Here is a 25,597-nt window from a genome sequence, read left to right on the forward strand (position 1 = left end):
TAATTATGAAAAAAATAATCTTTATCAGTTTATTATTTGCCATGAGCACACAGATAGGTTTTTCTCAATCTTATGATATTAATCGCTCTGAAAAAAATAAAAGTTTTGCGCAACAAGTTGATCAGAAATATATTGACTGGTCAATACAATCCATGGAAGAAGCAAATAAACTACTTGCATTAACAGATGAGCAACAAGATGAAATTGTATATATCAATCTTACATTTGGAAAGCGTATGCAGATTCTACAAGACAAAGGAACTCCTCCCGAAGATTTCAAGAAACATAAAACAGATATTGTTACGTCCGCAATTAATACTTATCCAAGAGTATTGGATGAAAGTCAATTAGCAATTTTTAATGAAAACAAGGATGCATTAATAGAAAATAGTATCAAGTAAAAAAAAATTATTTTAAAATATTTTAAAAGACCGTGTCCAAATACTGGCACGGTTTTTTTGCATTTTATTGCATTCTTAAACAATAAAAAACTAAAATAAAATGAAAAAGAATTTATTATTATTTGCCTGTGCATCGTTGTTCATGGTGGGTACAACTTTCGCTCAAACAAAGAGTACAGAGACGTCAGGTAGTTCTGTTAAATCATCAACTGAAACTTCAACAATGGGTAATACTGCCCCAAATGCCAGTACAAATACGAGCAAAGATTCCGCTGAAGACAGAGCAAAAAAAGATACAGAAAAAATGGCATCAGAATTAAACATGACAGCTGATCAAAAACAAAAGGCTTTGCAAACAAATCTTAAATATTATAGAGCTTTAGATGAAATGAAGCACAATAAAACTGAAGACTCAAATCAAGAAGCTGCACAAGCTCATAAAGACCAGTTGAACAGTCAAAGAAGAGATGAATTTCATACTTTTCTTTCCGATGAGCAGATGACAAAAATGGAAAACAAAGTAACACATGATAAAGGTGATAAGTCAGCTAATAAAAGCGATAAATCAGCAAAGCCTGTTAAAACAACAGACAAGGCTAGTGATGAATAATCTTGTGTAAAAAATTAAAGTAAAGCCCTGCTGAAAAGCGGGGTTTTATTTTTTTAGAACCCAGGCATCTGTTATCCCGGTGGCATCAATAAATTGATTGCGATATGTTGCATAGTTTATTTCTAATGGAATACTTATAGCTACCATGAAATAATCATTCTTCTGAATTACTTCTACAGAAAAACCCTCTTTATAAATTTGATCCTTCACTAAATCTGCAATTTCTTTTTTTCCAAAAGCACCAGCTATTACCCAATATTTACTTTCAACAATTAACTGATTATTATTTGCATTTAAATTCACTTCAATTGCTTCATGTATTTGGTCTGCTGTTAACATTGGAATAGAATCCGTAAGTGCAGTGGTAGGTCTGTAATACTTTAAAAAATAATTTTCCATGCGCATATAACCGGGTGAATATTGCGAAGTAGACACTACATCATTGTGTAATAATGCATCAATTCCTAATATATCAGCATAGTTTTTATCCTGGGCATTTACCTGAATAAATATCTGAATTAAAAAAGCTATTAATAATATTGCCGCTGTGCTTATAGCAATAATTCTAAACTGGCGACCAGATTTTATAACCGGTATTTCTTCATTTGTAATACCTGTTCCCTCTAAAGATTTTAATATAGGTTCACGCTTATGTACTACTGGTTTTGCTTCAAATGCTGACAAGCCATAATTCTGTAATAAGAAATTATTTGATGGGTCGGGGATAAATTGAATATGTCCTTCTTTATCCATCAACAGTCTTCCAATTTTTGGCAACTTATAAGTCCTCCCCTCTTTAATTTCAGTTTTTATTTCCTGAACAAACTGTGCGATACTTTTTTCAGCTTCAAATAAATTTATGTATTCACTGGAAACAATTTTATTAATCAATAAGCCATCATTTGCCGAAAGATTAATATTAAAAGCGATAGACTTGGATGGACCATTGAAAATATAGGAGGCAGTGTGAATTCTTGCCGGTTGATAATTAGCCACGAAGCCACCAAAACCGGGCACAATTACACAGTTATTGGTTAACAATAGTTCGCTAATATGTTTGGACACATCTATCATGTCGGCAAGTTTCGCAATTCTTATCCGAATTTACCTTAAATCCGGCCTAATATAAATTCACAGTGTGTTAATAACCTGTTAAAAAGAAAAAGAAATACCTGCGATTGCATTTATTCCGTATCCCGGATAATTATAATATCGCTCGTATTTATAAGAAGTGATATTATTAATATTCAGGAAAATATTGAAATAACGGGAATACATATAATTGGCAGAAATATTTAAATCCATGGTTCCCTTTATCTTTTCAATTACTTCATTCGGCAGTAATGCATAAGAGCCATTCACCCCAAAAATATCAGCAGTAGCTGAAAGTTTGCTGTTGAAATAATATGTACCTGCCAATGTCCAATTTAAAGTGGGTGTAAACCAAGGTTTTTCAAGATCTAATTCCACGAATGAAAAATAATCAAGCGCTGCCATTATTCTGAATTTATTTGCATTGAAATAATTCACTTCAACATTACCACCAAACAATGTTGCATCCTCATATAACACATCAAAACGTTTTGCATCGAAAGGATTATTTACATAGAACAACATGCTTCTATTTATTTTATAATATCCTTCGAGACTATATGAAAAATTTCCGTTGGTAGAACCTCTGAATCCTGCATATTTTTTATCGGAAACAGAACTCTTATAATTTATGGTGTCCCCAACAAATGGATTTTCATTGGTAATTGAATTAAAATTATTTACTATTAATCTTGTATCCCATCCAGCAACAAATACAAACTTATCTCCCACTAAATCTTTGCTAAACTCAATTGTAGGAAGCGCATAATATCTTCCCTGTTTTTCAACTGCATTATCCAATTGCAACAACAGTGAAAACTCCGGTGTAACCGCACCATAATGCAATATTAAATGTGTAACAGCATTGTCCTGATTAACAGGTGCTTTATGATTATAAAAATCTAAAAACAATTCGGCACCTGCAGTAAAATCATTATCTAATTTTTTATCCGCAGCCAATCGCAGAAACGGATTTATTACACCATATTTATTAATATCATTTTTACCTGATACACCGGTTTGAATTAAATAATCAATATTCAAATCATTATCGGCAAGGTTCTTAAATGCAACATCAAAATTATATGCATTGAATCGCTGACGCACATCCTCTTTATCAAATTCTAAACTGTCGGCATCATACCCATAATAATAAACCACATCATTTGTAAAACCGGCATTGATAGGAATTACATAATCTTTATTCAAATAAAAATTTGCTGTACCTCCAATATTTAGATGACTGTAATCTTTAAAGTCAGTACTATTCGTTGAAATATAATCTGCAAATAATCCGTAATTCAACTTATCAGATCTACCCGAATTTATATACACTTGTGCTAATGGCGTTAAAGGTGCACCGAAACCCACCTTCACATAAATATTTTCCAAATCTTCTTCCGGTGTTTTATTCAGTGCAATCGGTTTTATTTTTATTGGCTGATAAGGCAATTCAAAGTACTTCACATTCGTATTATAAATCAATGCTTCAGGTGTTGTATTAGATTCAGGTGTTTGTGCAGTGAGATTGATTTTTAATGCATCCGCCAATATCGGATTATAATCACGAATCACATCTACTTCTTCATCGCTCACTCCGGTTTGTGCAGAAAGCAACCCCGGTATCCAAAGTATGCACACTACTAAAAATATGCTGTATATTATTTTTCCTATTTGCATTTTACCGGTTTTTATTTGTTGAATTCTAATTCTTCAGGATTATCATTATTGTTTTGATCTTGCTCGTCAATACGTCTTGCCCCTTTTTCTAATTCTTCTATCTGTTGCAATTTAATTTTTGCAAGTTCCACCAATTGCGGATCACCCTGATAATTATCAATGATACTGCGCAGCGATGCTTTTGCCTGTGCATATTCTCCTTTGGATGCAGATATATCCGCCAATAAAATATAACTGCGTATTACCCATTCTTCATACGCCGGTAATTCATTTACAATTTCTAAACATTGTTTTTTAGAATCATCCAGTTTACCTTTCTGATATAAGATATCAGCCATCATAAAACGACTTTCTACTCCAATAACATTTGTAGTTAACTGCGCAGTTTTTTGAAAAGATTCAAATGCTTTATCATTATTATTTTTTGCCAGATATGCTTTCCCTGAATAGTAATTTGCTTCAATGCGTTCTTCGTTTGTAACAAGATCAGAAGCGAGAATGCGATTTGCATTTACCAATACATCATCATAGTTATTTAATTGATAAGAAACACGCAACAATCCTTTCATTGCCACAAATGCATTTTCTTTATAACTGGCATTTTGAAACAGCAATTCGTAGTAATCAAATGCGGTATTATAATCTTCTTTCACATAGTAACTTATCCATGAAGCACGCACTAATGAACTCTCTAAAAACGCAGGCTTCTTTTCATCAATTAAGATTGCATAATCCGCCAATGCTTTTTCATACGCTTCGGTTTTGAAATAACTTTCCGCACGATAAAATAATGCCTGTTCTCTGAAATAACCTTTTGGATATTGTTTCAAATAATCACTAAATGCTTTTGCTGCACCGGCATAATCATCTTTATTATATTTGAATTTTGCCGCATTATAACTCACAGAATCTTTTTCAGAAACTGTGGCTATACCTTCCAGCCCACTTACATTTCCGGTTTCTTCAGCAATATCTTTCAACGCATTTTTTGCTTCTGCACCTTCGGACGTAGTAGGTGATAATTCGTATGCGGATTTATAATATTTTTCAGCCATTGCCAAATCATCCATGTTATAATAAATCAGACCTAATTTTAAATATGCTTTAATTACATAACCACTATTTGGCTTATCATTTAACAATGCTTTAAATCCATTTATTGCCGCATTATTATCCTTCATTAAAAAATAAGTATTGGCAATTTCATACATCGCATCATCCACATACAATGATTTCGGAAATTTAGAATTCAATTGTTTCAGCGTCGAAATCTTATTGGCGTTTTCACCTTTCAAACCATGCAACATTCCTTTTTGAAATAATGCATAATCCGAACCTTTATAATTGTTGTCAATAATCTTTGAATAATTCTTTTCCGCTTTATTATATTCTTTAGTCATGAAGTAACAATCTGCAGATCGCAATGTGGCATCCAATGCAATATCCACTTCCTGTGAGGCGGTTTTAGATAATTTTAATTCGTTTGTAACCTTATCAAAATATTTTACCGCATTTCCAAAATTTGATTGTCGGAAATAAGCGTATCCGATTGTATAATTTGAATACGCAATTCGCACTTCAGCAGTTGGATTTCCACTTGCTTTTGCCACATCTTGATATTTCACATGGTTGGAAATTGCTTTTGCATATTTACCATCCTGATAATTTATTTCTCCCAACCAGAAATAACTTCCCGCTTGTATTTTACCATCAAGAGGATACATCAACGACTTCATAAACATATCTTCCGCACCCACATAATCTTTATTATTATAATCATCTACTCCACTGTAATACGCTACTTTTTGGTAGGCAATTTTTAGTTGCTTTGATTTTTCAGGAATACCATTTAAAATAGCCAGTGCTTCATCATATTTTTTTGTATTCACCAATGCATCTGCTAATAATTCCTGTGCATCGGTTGTAAATTTTCCGTTAGGATAATTTTCCAAATATGTTTTTAAAGAAGTTACTGCTGCCGGATAATATTGCAACTCATAACTCAACTTTGCATAATTAAACAATGCAGTTTGCTGCACATTTTTATCAATGGAATACAAAGAAGCATCTAAGAATTTATTGCGGGCATCTTCTTTTTTATCTGTATTGACATAACAATTACCCATCAAAAAAGCGGCCTGCTGATATATCGTATCATTTTTATCAGTGATACTTCCCAGGTTACTTAATGCTCCCTGATAATCTTTGAGTTGATATTGTACAAAACCCAATTGATAATAATCTTCCGGTTTTCTTGATCTAACTTTTTCTACATAATAGCTTAAATAGGGCAATGCTTTTTCATAATTTTCTTTCATCAAATATGCCTGCCCGAGTAATTGATTTATTTCAGCATGATAATTCAATCTGGTATTTTCTATCAACGGTTCTGCATACGCAATCAGTTTATCATATTCTTTTTGACTGTAATAAATATTGCAGAAATAATAAGGCACTACAAGCGCATATACACCTTCATCTTTCACCCGATTAAAACTTGCAATAGCTTCATTGTAATCGTCGTTCAAATACGAAATAAATCCATAGTAATAATTAGAAGCAAAATAATACGGCCCTTCTTTTTCCTTCAATTGCTTAAATAAGTCATTGGCTTTATCTAATTTTTTTTTGGTAAACAGTGTATAAGCATATTGAAATTTATAGGCATCACGATCAGAAAAATTTAAATCATATTCATCCACCAGTTCATACCATTGCAAAGCTTTTGTATATTCTCTATTCTTAAAATAAATTTTACCTAAATGAAAATATGCCGAACCCATCAGTGCATGTCCGGGATAATTTTCAATAAATGCAAGCATCAGTTGCTCTGCATCAGGATTGGAAAGTTCAATAGCACAAAGCGCATTATAATACCAACTATCGGCTTTGTACATTATAATTTCTTCGGATGCATCATCCGGTATCATTTGAATTGTTTGTTCGAACTGCATTTGCGCAGTGCTGTATTTTTTTGCTTCAAACAATTCCATTCCGGTTTTATAACTCCGATATGGATCCGTATAAATTTTAGTTTCCTGTGCTTGTACCTGTATATGCAAACACCAAACACTTACAACCAAAAAAGCTGTTCTCAGATATTTTATCATAATTATGCGTATCGCTTGTAAAGGAAGATTTCGATATATTTTAATTACAGGCTTTTGATAATGTTTTTCAATAGTGCCGAAAATAAAGAAGAACACATGCATACTTGGTTAAATACGATATAATTCAATACACAATGCAATGTTGATATTCAACGTGAGACTGCAATTATTTATTGGCTATGGTAAAAAGTTGTAAAATATTTACTAAAAAAATAATCTTTTCTAATTAGTAGCAGATGATTGAATTAATTGGAAATTTCCCATGCAAAACCAACGACCATTCAATTTGACAGCGTCGAACTTATATTTGGTAAAATTTCCATCCATTGAAAATTTTGTAGTGATAACAGCCCTTGTGGTTGCTTTTGTTTTTGCAAGTTCTTCAGTGTAATTAGTATGTGTGGCTCCATTGATTTCACCTAAGACACTGCGGAAATTTTTATATTCATTAATTATTTCCCCATTAAAATTATCCATATCGCCTAAAGATTTTCCTGAATCCTTCTCAACAACAACCCTATAAAGAGTAAATGTTTTTTCATCCGGAATGAGTAATTCAAACTTTGATTCGTCGCCTCCTTTTAAGGTATCAAATACTTTCTTTGAAAGATTAGACAATTCAATTGAGCCTGGTTCGGGTTTGGAGCAGCTAACAATAAGCAACCCCAAAATAATTAGTGAGATGTGTATCGTTTTCATAATGGTAAATCAATATTAGTAAAAATATCCGAATAGATAATAGTTTACAATCCTTAATATTTTAAATTTACTTCAATGGTAAAAATTTATACAGATGGTGCTGCAAAGGGAAATCCCGGGCCAGGTGGTTATGGTGCAATTTTGCGTTATGGCAATCATGAAATGGAATTAAGCGCAGGTTATCGCCTTACCACCAACAATCGCATGGAGCTACTTGCAGTGATTACTGCATTAGAAAAATTGAATCGTAATCCATTAGATATTACAATATATTCCGATTCAAAATATGTGGTGGATGCGGTTGCAAAAGGTTGGGTTTTTGGTTGGGAGAAAAAAGGATTTAAAGGAAAAAAGAATCCGGATTTATGGAAGCGATTTTTAAAATTATTTCGCATGCATACTATTCATTTTGTTTGGATTCGTGGCCATAACGGACATCCTGAAAATGAGCGTTGCGATGTATTAGCTGTGGAAGCCAGTGAAAGCAACAACTTATTAATTGATACTTATTATGAAGAAAGTGGAAACAATCTATTCGATTAATTCACTTTGGCAGTTGCTTCCTTATGTTGCTTGATAAATTGCTCTGCTTGTGCCACCATTTCTGATGAACCGATATATAGAGGAACCCGCTGATGCAATTCTTTTGGCTCCACATCCAGAATGCGTTTTGTTCCTGTAGATGCAACACCGCCGGCTTGTTCTGCAATATATCCCAATGGATTACACTCATATAATAATCTCAACTTTCCTTTTGGTGATTTCGCCGTTTCCGGATAAATATAAATTCCGCCCTTCAACATATTGCGATGAAAATCTGCAACTAATGAACCGATGTATCTTGATGTATATGGACGCTTTGTAGCAATATCTTCTTCCTGACAATATTTAATATATTGCTTTACGCCTTCGGGAAAATGCACATAATTTCCTTCGTTAATAGAATAGATTAATCCGGTTTTAGGAATGCGAATTAATGGATGCGATAAACAAAATTCACCGATTGAAGGATCGAGAGTAAATCCATTTACACCTTTACCTGTGGTATAAACCAACATTGTGGAAGAACCATAAATTACATATCCGGCAGCAACTTGCTCACTACCTTTTTGTAAGAAATCATCTATCACTGCCGGTCCGGAAAAAGATAATCTGCGATAGATAGAAAAGATGGTTCCGATGGAAACATTCACATCAATATTTGAAGAGCCATCTAATGGATCTATCAGCACTACATATTTTCCATTTTTTGAAATAGCACCATTCAATCCAATAAATTCATCATTCTCCTCTGATGCAATTCCGCACACTTCTCCCCCGGCATTCAGCGCTTGAATAAATTGATTGTTTGCATACACATCCAATTTTTGTTGTTGTTCGCCTTGTATATTTTCACTGCCTTCTGCACCCAGAATATCTACCAAACCCGCTTTATTCACTTCACGGTTTACAATCTTTGATGCAATACTGATATCGCTTAATAATCTTGTTAATTCTCCTGTAGCATACGGAAAATCCGACTGGCGTTCCACTATAAATTCAACTAAAGTTTTTGGTCTCATACTTTTTATATCTGGTTCAAAGTTAAGTAAATCAATACCCCCGATATGATGAAAATTAAACAAAAATATGGTTGCCTAACTTTATGCAATGCAAATATGGATTAGACAAGCCCTTACAAAAGATATGTTGCAGGTGCACCGATTAGTACAAGAACTGGCCGCATTTGAAAATGCACCATCAGAAGTTATCACTACACCTCAGCAATATATTACCGATGGATTTGATGAAAAGAGGTTTAAAGTAATAGTTGCTGAAGACACTACTTTACCTCCGGAAAAATCAATTATTGGTATTGCTTTTTATTATTGGGCATATTCCACATGGAGAGGAAAATATATTTGGTTGGAAGATTTAATAGTTACAGAAAATTACAGACAATCCGGTGTGGGAAGTTTATTGTTTAAAGAAATAATTCGCACGGCAAAATACGAAGGTGCTATGTTACTGAAATGGCAAGTGCTGGATTGGAATACGCCTGCAATAAAATTCTATGAGAAAATAAATGCGCAACATGATGCAGAATGGTTGACTTATAGAATCAATCAAACAGATTTTGATAGTGCATTAAATAACTAAGTAATTTTTACAGGCTTATTTTTACAACAATGAAAGTTTTTAAGTTTGGTGGTGCCAGCGTAAAAGATGCAGAAGGTATTCGCAATGTGGGTAGAATATTACAGATGTTCGAAAATGAAAATATTGTAATAATTGTTTCTGCAATGGGAAAAACAACAAATGCATTGGAGCAAATTGCAGAGCTTGCTTTTAATGAAAAAGATTTTGATGACGCATTAAATATATTGATTCAAAATCATCAGCAAATTATTTCTGCATTGCAAATAGATTTTAATATTGAACACTACAAACAATTAATTCAAACTCAACTTTCACAATCAAAACAATTCAGCTATCCGAAATTTTATGATCAGGTGGTGAGTATTGGTGAAATTATTTCTTCTGCAATTCTGAGTTCTTATTTAAATCATGCTGCAATAAATAATACATGGTTAGATGTGCGCACTGTAATTCATACAGATGAAACATGGCGTGAAGGAATTGTAGATTGGGATAAAACTAATGTATCATGTACTACAATTCTTCCTGCATTATTAGAAAAAGGACATGTGGTTACACAGGGTTTTATCGGCGGAACATCTTCGGGATTAGTTACCACATTAGGCCGTGAAGGTTCTGATTTTACGGGTGCTGTTTTTTCGAATTGTTTAAATGCAGAAGGTCTTTGGATTTGGAAAGATGTGCCCGGTGTACTCACTGCAGATCCAAAAGAATTTCCGTTTAAAACACAGTTGCATGAACTCACTTATTATGAAGCAGTGGAGATGACTTATTATGGTGCGCAGGTAATTCATCCAAAAACAATTAAGCCATTACAGAACAAACAAATTCCATTATATGTACGCTCATTTATAAATCCAGAAGCAGCAGGAACTAGAATTTATGCGGATGATTCTGATAAAACATATCCGCCAATAATTGTATTGAAAAAAAATCAATTACTGATGTCTGTCAAGGCAAATGATTTTTCTTTTATTGCAGAAAATAATCTCAGTAATATTTATAATTTATTTGCTGACTATAAAGTAAAAGCAAATATGATACAAACGGCAGCACTCAGTTTTTCAGCAGTGGTTGACAACAATCCTTATACATTAAATCCACTGTTCGAAAAGTTAGCTGAAGAATATGAAATATTGACAAATGACAATTTACAATTGCTTACCATCCGACATTACACTGGGGAAATAATTGAAGAATTAACCAAAGGAAAAGAAATTTTATTGGAACAACGATCACGACAAACAATTCAGTTTTTAATCAGCGATCAGCGTAGGGGCGATTCAAAATAGCATCTGCAATTATAATATCTCTTAAATCAATTATTGGGGTTATAGTATTTACATCTTCCGCATAATAATTTTGAATTTTTTCTTCCAGATGTCTGTTTTCTGCATCATGTTCCTTACGTCGTTGCTTCCTAACATACTCTTCATACTCCATGCTCTTACGCTTCTCATCCATTGAAAAGATATCCTTACCCTTCACTAATTCTTGCTTGTTGGAATTTTGATGTTTATTGGCTTTAATAGTTTTCGCTACAACAGGTTTTGGATTTACTACCTCTGGTCGTTCAATAGATTCCGCACGGCGTTGTAACTCACGCAATACTTCTTCCATTGCATTCTTTGGTCGCCTTTCCGTCTCCACAGGTTTACCCGCTTTCTTGTTCAGTTCCGCTTCTCGTTTTTTCTTGTTATTAAAACTTGAAAATATAAACCAGATAATCGCAACAACTACCCATATAATTGACTGAATATCCATAGTGGTTTAAAGATAAGGGATAAATGGTGAATTGTGAATTGTGAGTAGTGAGTGAAAAAAATATGCAATTGGCAATAAGCAAAAGTCAATGGTAAATGGTGAATGGTAAATGGTCACTCATTTCTGATTACTCATTTCTGTCCACTCTCATATTCAGAAATCTTATTACGCTTCCCAAGCAATACTAATAAAACCCCTGCTACAATTATTGCAGAACTTACAATCTGTATCGCTAACACCTGCTCGTTAAGAAATAGTGCCGCAAAAAAAGCACTGAATATAGGAAGCGTATTATAAATGGTTGCTGCTTTTGTTGAGCCTATTTCAACAACAGATTTATTCCACAGATAATAGGAAATTATGGAAGGTCCCACACCTATAAAAATAAACTGCAACGTAGAGGAAGTTGTAAATTTTAATGGTAAAGATGAGCTCATTAAATCTATAATGAAAAATGGAATTAACATGAATACACCTAATATGAATGTGGAAGATAAAAAAGAAAGGTTACCCAGAGCAGGATTCTTTTTTCTTAGTAAGGAAGAATAAAAAGCAAAAATACTGGCAGCTACCGCCATCCATAAATCTCCTCTGTTAAATTCAAGTTCAAGAATTTTTTCCGGGTTTCCTTTAGAAAGTAACACGAGTAACCCAACAAGAAGAATGATGAATCCAATCGTTTGATTCCGTGTAATGATTTCTTTGTAAAACATCCAATTGAAAAAGACTACATAAATGGGAGCTGTAATGGCGAAGAGTGATAAATTAAATGCAGAAGTGGTGTGGGCAGCAAGATATATCAGTGTATTAAAAACAGTAACCCCCGTTAATGACAACACAAGGATGAGTCGCCATTGCGCTATTAACAGCTTGAAGTCTCGCTTCAAATGAGGTAGTGCAAAAGGAAGAATTACTACGGTGGCAATTAACCATCGAAAAAATGAAATTGAAACAGGAGAATACGATGCATTTAAATCCCGTGCTACAATAAAATTACCTGACCAAATAAGAGTTGCCAATAAAGCTAATATGTATCCGGAGTGTGTTTTAAAATTATTCATAAATAAAATTCAGCGGCAAATATGGTTTTCATCAAGACTCACTTCATAGTTTGCCATAATTATTTTCCAATCAGCAAATAGAAAAGTTTCTTTCATTTTATCTTTAATATGTTTTTCGATGATTATTTAAATTTTTAAAGAAGACATACCACCATCTACATGTAGAATTTGACCTGTTATCCAAGCTGCTTTAGAAGATAGTAAAAACGCCGCCATATTTGCAATGTCCTCTGTGGAGCCAATTCTTTTTAAAGGATGACGCAGTGCATTGGCTTCTTTCTTTTGTTCGGTATTTAACAAGAACGCCGCCAAGGGTGTATCCGTTAAGGAAGGTGCAATACAATTCACTCTAATGGCAGGAGCAAATTCAGCCGCAAGTGCTTTCGCTAATCCTTCAATTGCACCCTTAGAAGTGGCCACCTGCGTGTGAAATGGCAGGCCGGTTTGAACAGCAACTGTAGAGAATAAAACTATAGATGCATTTTTAGATTTCTTTAATCTTGGTAATACTTGTTGAATAATTTTAATAGCTCCGATTACCTGAAGTTTATAATCCATTTCAAAATCTATGGGTTTTATTCTTTCAAAAGGTTTAAGATTAATACTTCCCGGGCAGTAAATTAATCCTGCCAATTCATCGGGTAAAAAATCTAATGAAAATGTTTCCTCCAAAACATTTAAAGGATGAAAATCAATATCAGGCTTTTCATTCTTAGGTTCATTTTTGTTATAAGTTGCAATTATATGATTGCCTGTCTGAGAAAGTTGATTAGCGAGTTCCTGGCCTATACCACTAGAGCCTCCGATAATTAAATAATTTTGCATAGTTGTTTTAATAATTTTTCCCAGCTTCGCTAAATAAATGTAAACGCTATCCAGAAAAGCCAATTAAATTTAGAGGTGAATATAGAGTGTACTTTTTTAAGAAATTATTATTCCCATAACACACCACTTTTGAATAATGTTTACTTTTAATATTCTAATGTTGGCAATAAATAAAATTACTATGATGTAATGTTGAATAAATTATTATTTATGTTGTGTATCATTCTGATTGCTTCATGCCAATCGCAGAAAGAAAACGATATAAACAAAATAGCGCTGTTTGAGAATGAATTAGATTCTTTACGCATAGCATATAAAATACCCGGCATGAGCGTAGGTATTTCTATCAATGATTCTATACAACTTATTACAGGATTTGGTCTGGCAAACGTGGAGCAAAATATCCCAATGTCAGGAAATACCCCTTTGCGAATTGCTTCATTAACCAAACCCATTTTTTCAACAATCTTAATGCATCTTGCAGAAGAAAATAAAATTGATTTAGATTGGAAGATTAAAGATTATTATCCTGACTATTTAGGAAGTTGCAGCAGAATTCTTGGATATTTCAATGAAGAAATGCCGGAGTATTCCTTTCTGTTAAATGAATATCATCCGGAACGTAATGACATTTTAATAAAACATCATTTATCACATACGGCTGAAAATATTCCGGGTACAAAATATAAATACAATGGATTTCTTTTTGGTATGTTATCCGATGTGGTACAAACTGCTACTAAAATAACATTTGATAAATGGGTGGACAGTTTAGTAATTGAAAAACTACAATTAAAACATTCCGCATCTTCTTAATTGGACTCTTCAAAAAAATTAATGTTGGAAGAAATTGCCTTACCCTATAAAGTGGATGACAACGGAAATTTTGTAAGAGTTGATTTTCCTGATCCGGATTTAAACGCAGGTGCCGGACTTGTATTTTCTGCTCATGACTTATTACTTTTTGATAATGCATTTAACAATAATAAGATTATATCACAAGCAAGTAAGGAGAAAATGCTTACTCCTTTTGAGTTGATAGATAAAAGCATTTCACCCTATGGTTATGGTTGGTTTATACAGAAATACAAAGGTTACACTTTAGTCTGGCATTATGGTTTACAACCCGACGCTTATTCAGGATTATATCTTAAAGTGCTAGAAAAGAATTTGACTCTGGTGATTTTGACAAATAGCCAAAACTTAAGCTCTCCCTTTAATTTAGAAAAGGGCAATGTGTTGAATTCAGAGTTTGCAAAAGTATTTCTCAATATATTTCTGAATAAATAATCTGGCAGAATGAAATCAAATAAAACAATAAAAAATCTAATAATTGTAGCCCTAAGTTTTATAGCATTCTATTTACTATTTCAAAATTTTAAAACAATAAAAGTTGAATTAGATTCTATTACACATCAGGGTATAATAAGTTATATCGCAACCTATTTTTTAATTGGTATTCCCATATTTATCGGTACATGGATTATAAATAAAAACAGAAATATTTTAAAGTATCTCGGACTCTCTGAAAGTATGTTTACAGGAATATGGACAAGTGCATTATTTACTTTACCGATGTTTGCCGGAGGATTAATTTTCTTCAACTTAAGCAATGAAATTGAAGTTCAAGACTTGATAGCAGGAACTCTCATTGCTGGCTTCATGGAGGAACTATATTACAGAGGCTTTTTGTTTGGACAGCTTTTTAAAAATACCCGATTGGGTTTTATACCCTCCATATTTTTGGGTGCATTAATATTTGCTTCCGGACATCTATATCAAAGCCAAGACTTAAATGAGCTTGTAGGAATTTTTTCAGTTACGTTTATGGGAGCAGTATTATTTGCATGGCTTTTTGCGGAATGGAATTATAATTTATGGGTACCCATATTCACACATACATTTATGAATCTTTCCTGGATGTTATTTGATAGTGGCACGACAGCACTTGGCGGAATAACCGCAAATATATTCAGAGCACTCACCATTGCTATCGCTATTTTATTTACTATCAATTACAAGAAACGCCATAACTTACCCTTCGAAATAAACAGAAAAACATTGCTGTTGAAAAGAAATAATGATCAAAAAAATTAAACCACAATTTTGATAGAGTTATATAAAATATAATTTTCTCTTATTGCTATCCAACATTTAAAATTTAAAGTTGTTAGCTTAGATAGTAAACGATTTCATAAATCAAATAATTTTATAATCTAAAAAAACATAAATCATGTCAGAAGAAGTGCAATTAGTACCCAACAATTCCCTGATTACAAAAACACCTGAAGAAGGAAGACAATTAGCCGTTAAAATGTCCCGGCTTATAATTAAGATTACGCAGCCCGATGCGGCAATGAGAGAAAAACTGCGCCCTGTTTATGCAGGAGATGCAGCTATGCTAATTGCAATTGGACAAACAGTGGCAACTGAATTTGCAACCATTGCCGCTGCTAATAATTACTGGAAATAAGAATCTTTATTTTTTTTCTTTAAGAATTTTCCTCCCGCTGATTGCGCTGATTTACGCAGATGTAATATTTATTTTTTTATCTGCGAATATCTGCGCTATCTGCGGGTTTATTTTTATTCTATTTATCTGCAAGAAATTTCCTCCCGCTGATTTCACTGCTTAACAATGAATAAATATTTATCTTTGTTATCTGCGAATATCTGCGAATATCTGCGCTATCTGCGGGATTAGTTTTATTCTATTTATCTGCAAGAAATTTCCTCCCGCTGATTGCGCTGATTTACGCAGATGTATATTTATTTTTTTATCTGCGAATATCTGCGCTATCTGCGGGATTGTTTTTATTCTACCTATGTGAAAGAAATTTCCTCCCGCTGATTGCGCTGATTTACGCTGATGTATTATTTATTTTTATCTGCGAATATCTGCGAATATCTGCGCTATCTGCGGGATTAGTTTTATTCTATTTATCTGCAAGAAATTTCCTCCCGCTGATTGCGCTGATTAACGCAGATGTATTATTTGTTTTATCAGCGAATATCTGTCCCATCTGCGGGATTGTTTTTATTCTACCTATGTGAAAGAAATTTCCTCCCGCTGATTGCGCTGATTTACGCTGATGTATTATTTATTTTTATCAGCGAATATCTGTCCCATCTGCGGGTTTATTTTTATTCTATTTATCTTTAAGAAATTTCCTTCCCCTTATTGCACTGATTAACGCTGATGTATTATTTATTTTTATCTGCGAATATCTGCGCCATCTGCGGGATTACTTTTTTACTCCCTATTTCTGCGAATATCTGCGCCATCTGCGGGATTATTTTTTATTTACTTAAACACATTTCTATTTTTGCAATCAAACCAAATTTAGTAAAACATAAAACCATTTATGAGAAACTCAATTACAACAATAGCGGGGATATTTATTTTCACACTAACAATTTCATCTTGCGTGAAATTAAATTTAGCGAAGGAAGCCCCTAACTGTATAGAAAATAAAATCAGAGAAATTCAGAAAGAAGAAGTGCAAAATCCACCTGCAGAAGTATGGGAATGGAAAGCAGATGGTAAAATCTATTACTATTTTAATTCTGCCTGTTGCGATCGGTTCAGCAAATTGTATGATGATAAATGCATTTTACTTTGCGCACCCGATGGCGGCATTACAGGAAAAGGTGATGGTAAATGTCCGGAGTTTACAGGGGAAATTGAAAAGACCTTAATCTGGAAAGACGAAAGAAATAAAAATGAATAATCTGATTCCTTCTTTACAAACAGAAAACGCTTTCCATTTTCTATCTACCATCAAATATTTATATTTCTTCCTGATCACTTGAAAAGTTTATTTTTGAAGTACTAATAGTGCTAGAAAAAAATTTATGAAAAAAATAATCCTTTCAATGTTATGTGTTGCAAATGTGTTTATACATGCAAACTCTCAAACTACTAATGACACACTTGTAAACCCAATACACGGTTATATAGAAGGATATAATGCTCAGGATTTTGAGAAAATGAGAAATTCAATGAGTGGTTTGTTAAAACTTGTTTTTACTGAGAAAAGGCTTGAACAAATATATAGCTTACAATACGAAATGATAGGCAGTGCAACAATTGATTCACTCATTCAAAAAGGAAACAGTCGAAGCTATTTGGCTAATTTAAAATATATAAGGGATACAACCGAAATTCAAACAATGGGTTTTTATATTTCGAAAAAAAATAAAATTATTGGGTTAAGTAATCCAAGTTATAAATTTCAATTTTCTAAAAATGATTCCCTTGCTCCTATCTCAGAAAAATCTGCATTATTTTCAATTGACAGCATAGTAAATCTGAAACACAATGCAGCAAATTTCAATGGCTGCATTTTAGTGTTGAAAAACAAAAAAGTATTTTATGAGCAATGTGAAGGATATGCAGATTTTGAAACGAAATCCCCACTGAATGATAGTACTATGTTTGACCTTGCTTCTTGCAGCAAACAATTTACAGCAATGGCTATAATGATTCTTCAGGAACAAGGTAAGCTGAGTTATGATAATACTGTAAATGATTTCTTCCCAGACTTCCCTTATAAAAATATTACGATTGAAAATTTATTAACGCATACTTCCGGACTACCGGATTATATGGAACTACTGGATAAGCATTGGGATAAAAACAAAGTTGCTACGAATAAAGATATACTGGAGTATTTAATAAAATATAAACCTAAAGCAATCTTCAAACCCGGTAAAGAATACGAATACAGCAATACAGGTTATGCGATGCTATCATTAATTATTGAACAAGCATCCGGCAAATCTTTTTCTGAATTTTTATCTGCTAATATATTTCAACCGTTAGGGATGAAACACAGCAGAGTTTATAACACCAGATATTCTGAAAATGAAATTTTAATTAATCGTGCAAATGGGCATACCTTTTCTTCGGATAGTATGCAATACTTGCCGGTAAGTAAAATCCCTGAATTGGACTATTACATTTATATGGATGGCGTTACCGGTGATGGCGCAATTAATTCTACAATCACTGACTTAGCAATTTGGGATAATAGTTTAAGAACATATCAATTGGTGAGTAAAGAAACTTTTGATAGGGCAATTCAGCCCTATAAAACAGAGGATGGAGAACTTTCTAATTATGGCTATGGATGGGAAATACAAAATGATTCAAAATATGAAAGTCTTATTTATCATTCAGGAAATTGGGGTGGAAATATCACCTTCATTCTACATTTTTTAGATAAAGATTTGTCGGTAATAATTCTTTCCAATAATGAATATTTTAATACACCGAAATTCGCAGCTAAAGTAGCTGAGATAATGAACAGATTATAAATACCGCATAAGTCAATTAAGATTTGCAAAGGTCATTTCGCTTAAAGTTACTATATCAAAGCGCTCACAAACTATTCATCTGATTTTATTTTCTTAGCAACACTCGCAGGTATTTCCCAAATGTTTCAATTCGTTTCTTGTTTTCAAATATTTCATCGTTGCATCCCTATCGGGTGTACACATTAACAATCTCTTTTATTTTGTGATTTCTTGTTACTTCATTATTAAAAAAAATTAAACCCAATACACAATGAATTATATTTTAATAGACACCACTACCGGAGAAAACACCAATTACAATAACATATCAATTGCAAAATTTCTGGAAGATCATTTAGATCAATTTCGTGATAAAAAAGAAGATATTCTGAAAGCAATTGAATATGCACTTAATCCGAACAGAGGTGGATTTGTTTTGTTAGGTTTAGAAGACAAAATTTTAGTTGGGGCTGTAGTAATAAATCATACAGGTATGGAAGGATATATTCCATCCAATATTTTAGTTTACATAGCAGTACATCGTGATTTTCGTGGAAAAGGTATTGGAAGAAAATTAATGCAAGAAGTTATTCCAAAAACCAATGGTGGAATTGCATTACATGTGGAACCAAATAATCCTGCAAAATTTCTTTATGAAAAATTGGGCTTCACAAATAAATATCTAGAAATGCGGTATCAAGGGCAAATAAATGAATATGAAAATGGATTACGATAAATTAAAGGAATTCAGATAGAAATTAGATCTCGACCACAATAAAAAAAATTACAAAACCGGAGACTTAATTTCATTTAATCTGCGCTACATGGGCACACTCAATTTAATGAATACAGATTATATTGTGAAAGTGGTTACTGATTAAGATTTGCCCCCTATCGGTTTATGTATTCATTAACACAATCTTAAATTAATTTATTAGCAAGAAAAAATGTAAGTTTCTTTAAGCGAATTGATTAAATATTAAAGATTTCCCTCAATAACATTTTATTACCTACCTTGGTTTTTCTTGAACATATGTTCTATGCAACAACAGGGTACAAACAACAAAGCAATAACAAGGAATGAACAAACAGCAATCAGAACAACGTATTTTAGCATACTTGCAAATATTGTTTTAGCAATTGTAAAAGGACTTGCCGGTTTCTTCGGTAATTCATACGCACTGATTGCAGATGCAATAGAATCCACCACCGATATATTCGCTTCCATATTAGTTTTATTCGGAATTAAATATTCTAGCAAACCGCCGGATAAAAATCATCCTTATGGGCATGGACGAGCAGAGCCTTTAATTACGTTTCTGGTAGTTGGTTTTTTAATAACTTCTGCTACAATCATTGCATATAAAAGTATAATTAATATAGGTTCATCTCACGAGCCACCAAAAGTGTGGACATTGTTTGTTCTTGCTCCTATAATACTATGGAAAGAAATTTCATTTCGTTTAGTAATGCAAAAAGCAAAACAAACGAATAGCACTGCATTAAAAGCAGATGCCTGGCATCATAGAAGCGATGCAATTACTTCTGTTGCTGCATTTATCGGAATTGCGATTGCATTGTATTTTGGTAAAGGATATGAAGCAGCAGATGATTGGGCCGCATTGTTTGCTTCTGGTTTTATTTTGTATAACAGCTATTTAATTTTTCGTCCGGCACTCGGAGAAATTATGGACGAGCACTTATATGATGATCTGGAAAAAGATATTCGAAAAATATCTCTTACAGTTTCCGGAATATTAGCAACAGAAAAATGCTTTATAAGAAAAACAGGAATGATTTATCATATTGATCTGCATGCTACAGTTGACAAAAATATTTCAGTAAAAGCAGGACATGATCTTGCACATAAGTTGAAAGACACTTTGCATGAAGAAATACCTCAATTAGGAAATGTGTTAATTCATATAGAACCGAGTGAATAGCGAGAGAGCTAATTACAACTTTTTTCATTTGTATATCTATTTCGAAAAATAGATATACAATTATTTTTTTTCTGGAATCTTAAACCTTTGAACAGAAGTTTTGTCTTACTTTTATTCGATTATAAATTCTACTTTAAAATACTAGTATGCGAAAAATATTTTTACCTGCATTATTATTGTTCTCAATATGTTCCCCTACATTATTTGCTCAGGAATCCAATGAAGATTTAGCAAAGGCATCGCAAAATCCATTGGCAAACATGATGAGTTTTCCATTTCAGAATAATACAAATTTTGGTATAGGCCCTTACGACCGTTCTCAAAATGTTTTGAACATTCAACCCGTGTTACCTTTCTTCAAAGGCAAGCTAATCACTCGCACAATAATTCCAATAGTTTGGCAACCCGATATCAGTTCTGAAACCGGTGGCACATCAGGTTTAGGCGATATTACTTTTACTGCATTTTATGCGAATGAATCAAAAGGAATTACTTGGGGAGTTGGTCCGGTTGTAAATTTTCCTACTGCATCTGACCCGAGTTTAGGGCCACAAGAATGGGGTGTAGGTCCATCAATTGTCGCATTGGCAATGCCAGGTAAATGGGTAGTGGGTGGTCTTATTAATAATGTATGGTCTGTCGGAAATGAAAGTATTAATAGTATGCTTTTGCAATATTTTATCAATTACAATTTACCCGGTGGCTCTTATATAACAACATCGCCAATTATTACATCAAACTGGAATGCACCTGATGGAAATCAATGGACAGTTCCTTTTGGAATTGGTGCCGGCAAGATTGTAAAGTTGGGTGGCAAGCTTCCTTTAAATTTAAATGCAAGTGCCTATTACAATGTTGTTAAACCGGACTATGGTGCTGATTGGACTTTGCGTCTCCAGGCAGTAGTACTTCTTCCAACAAGTGTATTAGAAAAGAAGAAATAAGTAGTACCGTAAATTAAAAAACTTATATTATGGATTGGAAAAGATCCAACCGATAATATAAGTTTCAAATATGTATTTTAAAAAATTATTTGTTAGAAGTAGATTCTAATTTCTTACAAGCTGATTCCAATTCGTCGAATAATTGAATATTAAAATCAAAGCCTTTATTTACTTCATCCGCCCATTCATCTTTTTGCACTTTTCTTACTGACATCATTCCTTCTTGCATATTTTCAAAGTCATACATTTTACCAGTAGAAGGTACCGACTTTTTTGTTATCTGTCCGCCAAACATTAAAGCCAAATAATTGAGATAGATATGTGCTAATAGATCTTCATCGGATAATGCGTTTAGATAATTCACATATTCTTGCGTGCTATTTAAAATTGTATCAGAATAAATTTTCTGTGCATTTAATTCTGCAATATCCTGTTCAATGCGTTCAGCTCTTTTTAAACTATCATGAGGTACTCCCCTATTTTCCATTGCTTTAAAAATTTGCAATTGTTGATTGAGGTATAATACATATTCTTCCTTACTCAATAGCCCTTCAATCATTCTCGTATTAAACGGCATTTTTTCAGCCTGTCTGTGCTTTACACTTGTTGCTTCTTTTAATGGTAACATCCTGTTTCTATTTTTTGCAAATTTAGGGCTATCGAAATTAATAGTAGAGATTAAAACAATACCGGAAAATTTCTTATAACGATTCAATGAGTTTCTGCTTTAAATCAAATTCATAAAAACTATTCGGATTCAATTTAATACATATTTTGAAAGCAAGTATTAACCCTATATTTGATTTACTTATTTTTTCAACAGGTTGATATTAAAAACAATTATCACAATGGCACTATATTCAATTCCCAAAAAAAATAAAATCCCTTTGGTTTGGCAAATACTAATATGCTCAATACTATTTATTAGTGAATTACAAGCTCAAACTGTTTGGGTAAAAGCAATTGATAATCCTGTACTTATTCGAGATACTGTTATTTCCAATTTCCCAAATGATTTAATTGCAATAAGTGATTGTTGGGTGATAAAGGAAGGTACAACATATAAAATGTGGTACACTGCCGGAGGATTTAATTTTCCGACAGACACTTTGCTTCGGTCCAGAATCTGCTATGCTACTTCAATGGATGGTTTGCATTGGGACAAATATGCGGGCAATCCAATTCTGGATGTTTCGTACGATGGTTTATGGGATTCTCTTGGTGTGGAAACAGTTTCTATCATTTATGATTCTACCGCCTCAGAATCCGAACGCTATAAAATGTGGTATGCCGGTCAGTATTTTAATTCCTATCGCTATGATATTGGATATGCTTTTTCTGCAGATGGAATTAACTGGACAAAACATTCTACTCCTGTTTTACAAGTAGGTTCTGAATCTGAATGGGATAATGGTTTTCTTGAAGGACCTTCTGTAATTTGGGATGGAGCTATTTTTAAAATGTGGTATTGCGGCTATGATGCAATTGTGGATGGAAACGATACGGATGGAAAAGCAAATATTGGCTTCGCTACTTCTGATGATGGCATTACATGGACAAAATATGCAGGCAACCCAGTTCTTAGTACAGAGATGGATGCATGGGATAGTTATTATGTGCAAGATCCTCATGTTATTTATAATGATGAAATCTATTACATGTGGTATGGTGGAAATGATGTGGAGGGTTTTGGACAACAGGTTGGCTTCGCAACTTCTGATGATGGGATTACATGGACAAAGTCAGATTTGAATCCGGTTTTGACAAGAGGAGGTGTGGATGATTGGGATGCAAATACAGCATCATTTCCGGCAATTATTAAAGGTGAAGACAAATATGAAATGTGGTATACCGGAAAAGATATAGCCGAAATTTTACCCGATCAACTTGATTATTATTGGGAAATAGGATATGCGAGTTCAACTATTTCAAACACAATTGCAATTAGTAATGCAGACGATAATTTAATTCGTATTTCTCCAAATCCTTGTAAGGATAATTTACATATTAAAATAACGAATGAACTTAGTAGAGTTACTCTAACAATATTTAATCAAATGGGAGAAATGGTCTTAGAAAAATTTTTGATAAACGATGAAAGTATTACGATTGATACCCAAAATTTTTCTGTTGGAATATATTCATTAGTTGTTTCTGATATAAATTCAAAAACACATGTGAAATTTTTAAAATTAGATTGACAAATTTAACCCGCTGTTAAAACAATGCGCCTTACTTTCAGAATTTAGTAAAGTTGATTTATGTGTTATAAATTCACTCCAAAAAAATAACCAACCATTGCTGTTAATCCCATTGCAACAGTTCCCCAAAAAGTGATTCTTAAAATTGCTTTTCCAACAGGAGACCCTCCTGCTTTTGCTGCAACAGTACCCAAGATAACAAGGAATAAAATTGCAAATCCATATTGATAGTAAATCATTTCTTTTACAGGTAAAAACATAGAAACAAGAAATGGCATAATGCCTCCAAATGTAAACGATGCTCCCGATGCTAATGCAGCCTGAAGAGGGTGTGCCTGACTGATTTCATTAATTCCTAACTCATCTCTTTTATGTGCTTCTAGTGCATTGTGCGCAGTAAGTTGTTTCGCTACTTCTAACGCAGTTTCTTTTTTAACCCCTCTTTTTTCATACACCTTTGCTAATTCTCTTAATTCAATTTCCGGTATTTCTTTCAGCTCTTTTTTTTCTCTTTTAATATCTGCCTTTTCAATATCTGTTTGAGAACTTACAGAAACATATTCACCTGCTGCCATTGATAATGCACCTGCTGCTAATCCTGCTAAAGCAGCTAACACAATTGGCTCTCTTAAATCACTTGCTGCGGCAACACCAATTGCGATACTTGCCGTTGATAAAATGCCATCGTTCGCTCCCAACACAGCAGCCCTTAACCAATTACTACGGTTTATATAATGTTTCTCTAATTTATCTTCGTAATTCATAATTTATATTATTAATGATACAATTAATAATCCCGGTAGTCAACAAATTCATTTTCCAATTATAAAGCAACATAAAAATTATAAGTATCATTAACTTAATTAATGTTTATGCTATACACTATTAAAAATTGTTAGCGCCTACCTACAAAGTCAAACCGTCAACGAACCACGAAATCCCCGAGCAGCATAATACGATTCTGCTCCATTATGATAAACGAAAATAGTGTCATAGCGAAAATCACAAAAAATAGCACCACCGAGTTTTCTGATTGTATCAGGAGTCTTTATCCAACTTGAAGTTTTCGTATCATACTTTCCTAATTTCTGCAATGCACAATATTGCTCTTCGGTCAAAATTTCAATGCCCATATCCGATGCCATACCTAATGCACTATTTTTTGGTTGATGTTCTTTGCGTGATTCTAATGCTGCATGGTCATAACAAACACTTCTTCTTCCTTTCGGACTTTCTGCAGAACAATCAAAAAAAATAAATGTACCCGACTTCTTATCTCGAGCCACTACATTGGGTTCGCCGCCTGTCATTTCCATTTCATTTAACGACCACAATTTTTCCGGATTTGCCAAAAGTCTTTTTTCTATTTCAATCCAGTTAAGACCTTTAAGATGACTTTTATTTTTTTCAAACCGAGTTTTTAATGTTTGGATTAGTTCTTCATTTTGTTCATTAGATAATTGCTTTTTATTATTTTTCATAATGCTTTCAATTTTTATTTTGTTGTTATTATAAATGTTGCGGTAATTTCATTTTTTACAGTTTCCCAATTCATAATCTTTTCCTTGGGTGTGAGAATTACAGTATCGCCTTCAACAATTAAGCTGTAACTCCAATTATAATTTTCCGGATTATTTTCATTTAAGCAAGATAACATTTTGTTCACTATTTCAGCTATCACAGTTCCAAATGCATCATCATATTTAACCGGAGTTAAATATTTATAATTTGAATTTATAAGATCATCGGCTCTGTTCCAAGGGCCTTGTACATATTCAGTTTCGTAGTACATAGTAAGTTAAAGTATGTGTGGCGTTTGCATTAATACTT

General features: G+C 33.2%; 27 protein-coding genes. 15 read left to right on the forward strand and 12 right to left on the reverse strand.

Going from position 1 to position 25,597, the window contains the following annotated elements; genetic code table 11:
- Window positions 1-5: 5 nt before the first annotated feature.
- Together IPN31_11890 and IPN31_11895 are read left to right on the forward strand one after the other, a co-directional pair.
- Entirely contained in the window at window positions 6-401 is a 396-nt protein-coding gene (locus tag IPN31_11890; GenBank protein ID MBK8682583.1) for a hypothetical protein, read from the forward strand.
- Window positions 402-501: 100 nt separating this feature from the next.
- Window positions 502-1,011 (forward strand): hypothetical protein, encoded by a 510-nt coding sequence (locus tag IPN31_11895; GenBank protein MBK8682584.1) that lies wholly within the window; start codon window positions 502-504, stop codon window positions 1,009-1,011.
- A gap of 45 nt (window positions 1,012-1,056) precedes the next feature.
- On the opposite strand, the gene IPN31_11900 is transcribed toward IPN31_11895, so the two are convergent.
- The 4 genes from IPN31_11900 to IPN31_11915 all read right to left on the reverse strand — a co-directional run bounded on the left by IPN31_11900 (window position 1,057) and on the right by IPN31_11915 (window position 7,592).
- Window positions 1,057-2,085 (reverse strand): hypothetical protein, encoded by a 1,029-nt coding sequence (locus tag IPN31_11900; GenBank protein MBK8682585.1) that lies wholly within the window; start codon window positions 2,083-2,085, stop codon window positions 1,057-1,059.
- A gap of 78 nt (window positions 2,086-2,163) precedes the next feature.
- Window positions 2,164-3,783 (reverse strand): hypothetical protein, encoded by a 1,620-nt coding sequence (locus tag IPN31_11905; GenBank protein ID MBK8682586.1) that lies wholly within the window; start codon window positions 3,781-3,783, stop codon window positions 2,164-2,166.
- Window positions 3,784-3,794: 11 nt separating this feature from the next.
- Window positions 3,795-6,893: a tetratricopeptide repeat protein gene (locus IPN31_11910; GenBank protein MBK8682587.1), complete on the reverse strand. Its 3,099-nt coding sequence runs from the start codon at window positions 6,891-6,893 to the stop codon at window positions 3,795-3,797.
- A gap of 222 nt (window positions 6,894-7,115) precedes the next feature.
- Window positions 7,116-7,592: a hypothetical protein gene (locus tag IPN31_11915; GenBank protein MBK8682588.1), complete on the reverse strand. Its 477-nt coding sequence runs from the start codon at window positions 7,590-7,592 to the stop codon at window positions 7,116-7,118.
- A 75-nt stretch (window positions 7,593-7,667) separates the two neighbouring features.
- On the opposite strand from IPN31_11915, the gene rnhA reads away from it, so the two are divergent.
- Window positions 7,668-8,135 carry a ribonuclease HI gene (gene rnhA / locus IPN31_11920; GenBank protein ID MBK8682589.1) on the forward strand — a complete coding sequence of 156 codons (468 nt, stop codon included), beginning with the start codon at window positions 7,668-7,670 and terminating at the stop codon, window positions 8,133-8,135.
- Here the strand turns inward: rnhA and fbp are convergent.
- A complete protein-coding gene (gene fbp, locus IPN31_11925) occupies window positions 8,132-9,154 on the reverse strand; it encodes a class 1 fructose-bisphosphatase (protein MBK8682590.1) in 1,023 nt (340 codons plus the stop codon). The genes rnhA and fbp overlap by 4 nt on opposite strands.
- Before the next feature lie 88 nt (window positions 9,155-9,242).
- Between fbp and IPN31_11930 the strand changes: the two genes are divergently transcribed.
- Window positions 9,243-9,731: a GNAT family N-acetyltransferase gene (locus IPN31_11930; GenBank protein ID MBK8682591.1), complete on the forward strand. Its 489-nt coding sequence runs from the start codon at window positions 9,243-9,245 to the stop codon at window positions 9,729-9,731.
- 29 nt (window positions 9,732-9,760) lie between these two features.
- Complete coding sequence (locus IPN31_11935) at window positions 9,761-11,023, forward strand: aspartate kinase (GenBank protein ID MBK8682592.1); 1,263 nt, start codon at window positions 9,761-9,763, stop codon at window positions 11,021-11,023.
- Here the strand turns inward: IPN31_11935 and IPN31_11940 are convergent.
- The 3 genes from IPN31_11940 to IPN31_11950 all read right to left on the reverse strand — a co-directional run bounded on the left by IPN31_11940 (window position 10,992) and on the right by IPN31_11950 (window position 13,381).
- A complete protein-coding gene (locus IPN31_11940) occupies window positions 10,992-11,495 on the reverse strand; it encodes a hypothetical protein (GenBank protein MBK8682593.1) in 504 nt (167 codons plus the stop codon). The genes IPN31_11935 and IPN31_11940 overlap by 32 nt on opposite strands.
- A gap of 131 nt (window positions 11,496-11,626) precedes the next feature.
- Window positions 11,627-12,556 (reverse strand): DMT family transporter, encoded by a 930-nt coding sequence (locus tag IPN31_11945; protein MBK8682594.1) that lies wholly within the window; start codon window positions 12,554-12,556, stop codon window positions 11,627-11,629.
- A gap of 126 nt (window positions 12,557-12,682) precedes the next feature.
- The gene (locus IPN31_11950; protein ID MBK8682595.1) at window positions 12,683-13,381 is read right to left on the reverse strand and encodes an SDR family oxidoreductase; all 699 of its coding nucleotides are present in this window, start codon (window positions 13,379-13,381) and stop codon (window positions 12,683-12,685) included.
- A gap of 189 nt (window positions 13,382-13,570) precedes the next feature.
- Here IPN31_11950 and IPN31_11955 point away from each other — a divergent pair, with 189 nt between their 5' ends.
- The 9 genes from IPN31_11955 to IPN31_11995 all read left to right on the forward strand — a co-directional run bounded on the left by IPN31_11955 (window position 13,571) and on the right by IPN31_11995 (window position 21,566).
- Window positions 13,571-14,197 (forward strand): beta-lactamase family protein, encoded by a 627-nt coding sequence (locus IPN31_11955; GenBank protein MBK8682596.1) that lies wholly within the window; start codon window positions 13,571-13,573, stop codon window positions 14,195-14,197.
- 21 nt (window positions 14,198-14,218) lie between these two features.
- Window positions 14,219-14,671 carry a serine hydrolase gene (locus IPN31_11960; protein MBK8682597.1) on the forward strand — a complete coding sequence of 151 codons (453 nt, stop codon included), beginning with the start codon at window positions 14,219-14,221 and terminating at the stop codon, window positions 14,669-14,671.
- 9 nt (window positions 14,672-14,680) lie between these two features.
- Window positions 14,681-15,478, forward strand: coding sequence for a CPBP family intramembrane metalloprotease (locus tag IPN31_11965; protein MBK8682598.1), 798 nt, complete (start codon window positions 14,681-14,683; stop codon window positions 15,476-15,478).
- A gap of 136 nt (window positions 15,479-15,614) precedes the next feature.
- Entirely contained in the window at window positions 15,615-15,854 is a 240-nt protein-coding gene (locus IPN31_11970) for a hexameric tyrosine-coordinated heme protein (protein MBK8682599.1), read from the forward strand.
- Window positions 15,855-16,845: 991 nt separating this feature from the next.
- The gene (locus IPN31_11975) at window positions 16,846-17,112 is read left to right on the forward strand and encodes a hypothetical protein (GenBank protein MBK8682600.1); all 267 of its coding nucleotides are present in this window, start codon (window positions 16,846-16,848) and stop codon (window positions 17,110-17,112) included.
- A gap of 124 nt (window positions 17,113-17,236) precedes the next feature.
- The gene (locus tag IPN31_11980; GenBank protein MBK8682601.1) at window positions 17,237-18,700 is read left to right on the forward strand and encodes a beta-lactamase family protein; all 1,464 of its coding nucleotides are present in this window, start codon (window positions 17,237-17,239) and stop codon (window positions 18,698-18,700) included.
- Between the two features lie 250 nt (window positions 18,701-18,950).
- Window positions 18,951-19,415, forward strand: a complete 465-nt coding sequence (locus IPN31_11985; protein MBK8682602.1) for a GNAT family N-acetyltransferase — start codon at window positions 18,951-18,953, stop codon at window positions 19,413-19,415.
- 304 nt (window positions 19,416-19,719) lie between these two features.
- Entirely contained in the window at window positions 19,720-20,622 is a 903-nt protein-coding gene (locus IPN31_11990; protein ID MBK8682603.1) for a cation transporter, read from the forward strand.
- 146 nt (window positions 20,623-20,768) lie between these two features.
- Window positions 20,769-21,566 (forward strand): neuromedin U, encoded by a 798-nt coding sequence (locus IPN31_11995; protein MBK8682604.1) that lies wholly within the window; start codon window positions 20,769-20,771, stop codon window positions 21,564-21,566.
- 85 nt (window positions 21,567-21,651) lie between these two features.
- On the opposite strand, the gene IPN31_12000 is transcribed toward IPN31_11995, so the two are convergent.
- Window positions 21,652-22,194 carry a biliverdin-producing heme oxygenase gene (locus tag IPN31_12000; GenBank protein MBK8682605.1) on the reverse strand — a complete coding sequence of 181 codons (543 nt, stop codon included), beginning with the start codon at window positions 22,192-22,194 and terminating at the stop codon, window positions 21,652-21,654.
- A 220-nt stretch (window positions 22,195-22,414) separates the two neighbouring features.
- On the opposite strand from IPN31_12000, the gene IPN31_12005 reads away from it, so the two are divergent.
- Window positions 22,415-23,767: a T9SS type A sorting domain-containing protein gene (locus tag IPN31_12005; protein ID MBK8682606.1), complete on the forward strand. Its 1,353-nt coding sequence runs from the start codon at window positions 22,415-22,417 to the stop codon at window positions 23,765-23,767.
- A gap of 65 nt (window positions 23,768-23,832) precedes the next feature.
- On the opposite strand, the gene IPN31_12010 is transcribed toward IPN31_12005, so the two are convergent.
- The 3 genes from IPN31_12010 to IPN31_12020 all read right to left on the reverse strand — a co-directional run bounded on the left by IPN31_12010 (window position 23,833) and on the right by IPN31_12020 (window position 25,559).
- A complete protein-coding gene (locus tag IPN31_12010) occupies window positions 23,833-24,531 on the reverse strand; it encodes a VIT family protein (GenBank protein MBK8682607.1) in 699 nt (232 codons plus the stop codon).
- 150 nt (window positions 24,532-24,681) lie between these two features.
- Window positions 24,682-25,248 carry a DUF4256 domain-containing protein gene (locus tag IPN31_12015; GenBank protein MBK8682608.1) on the reverse strand — a complete coding sequence of 189 codons (567 nt, stop codon included), beginning with the start codon at window positions 25,246-25,248 and terminating at the stop codon, window positions 24,682-24,684.
- 14 nt (window positions 25,249-25,262) lie between these two features.
- Window positions 25,263-25,559: a hypothetical protein gene (locus IPN31_12020; GenBank protein MBK8682609.1), complete on the reverse strand. Its 297-nt coding sequence runs from the start codon at window positions 25,557-25,559 to the stop codon at window positions 25,263-25,265.
- Between the last annotated feature and the right edge of the window lie 38 nt (window positions 25,560-25,597).

It is taken from the genome of Bacteroidota bacterium, assembly GCA_016715425.1.
GTDB lineage: Bacteria > Bacteroidota > Bacteroidia > Chitinophagales > BACL12 > JADKAC01.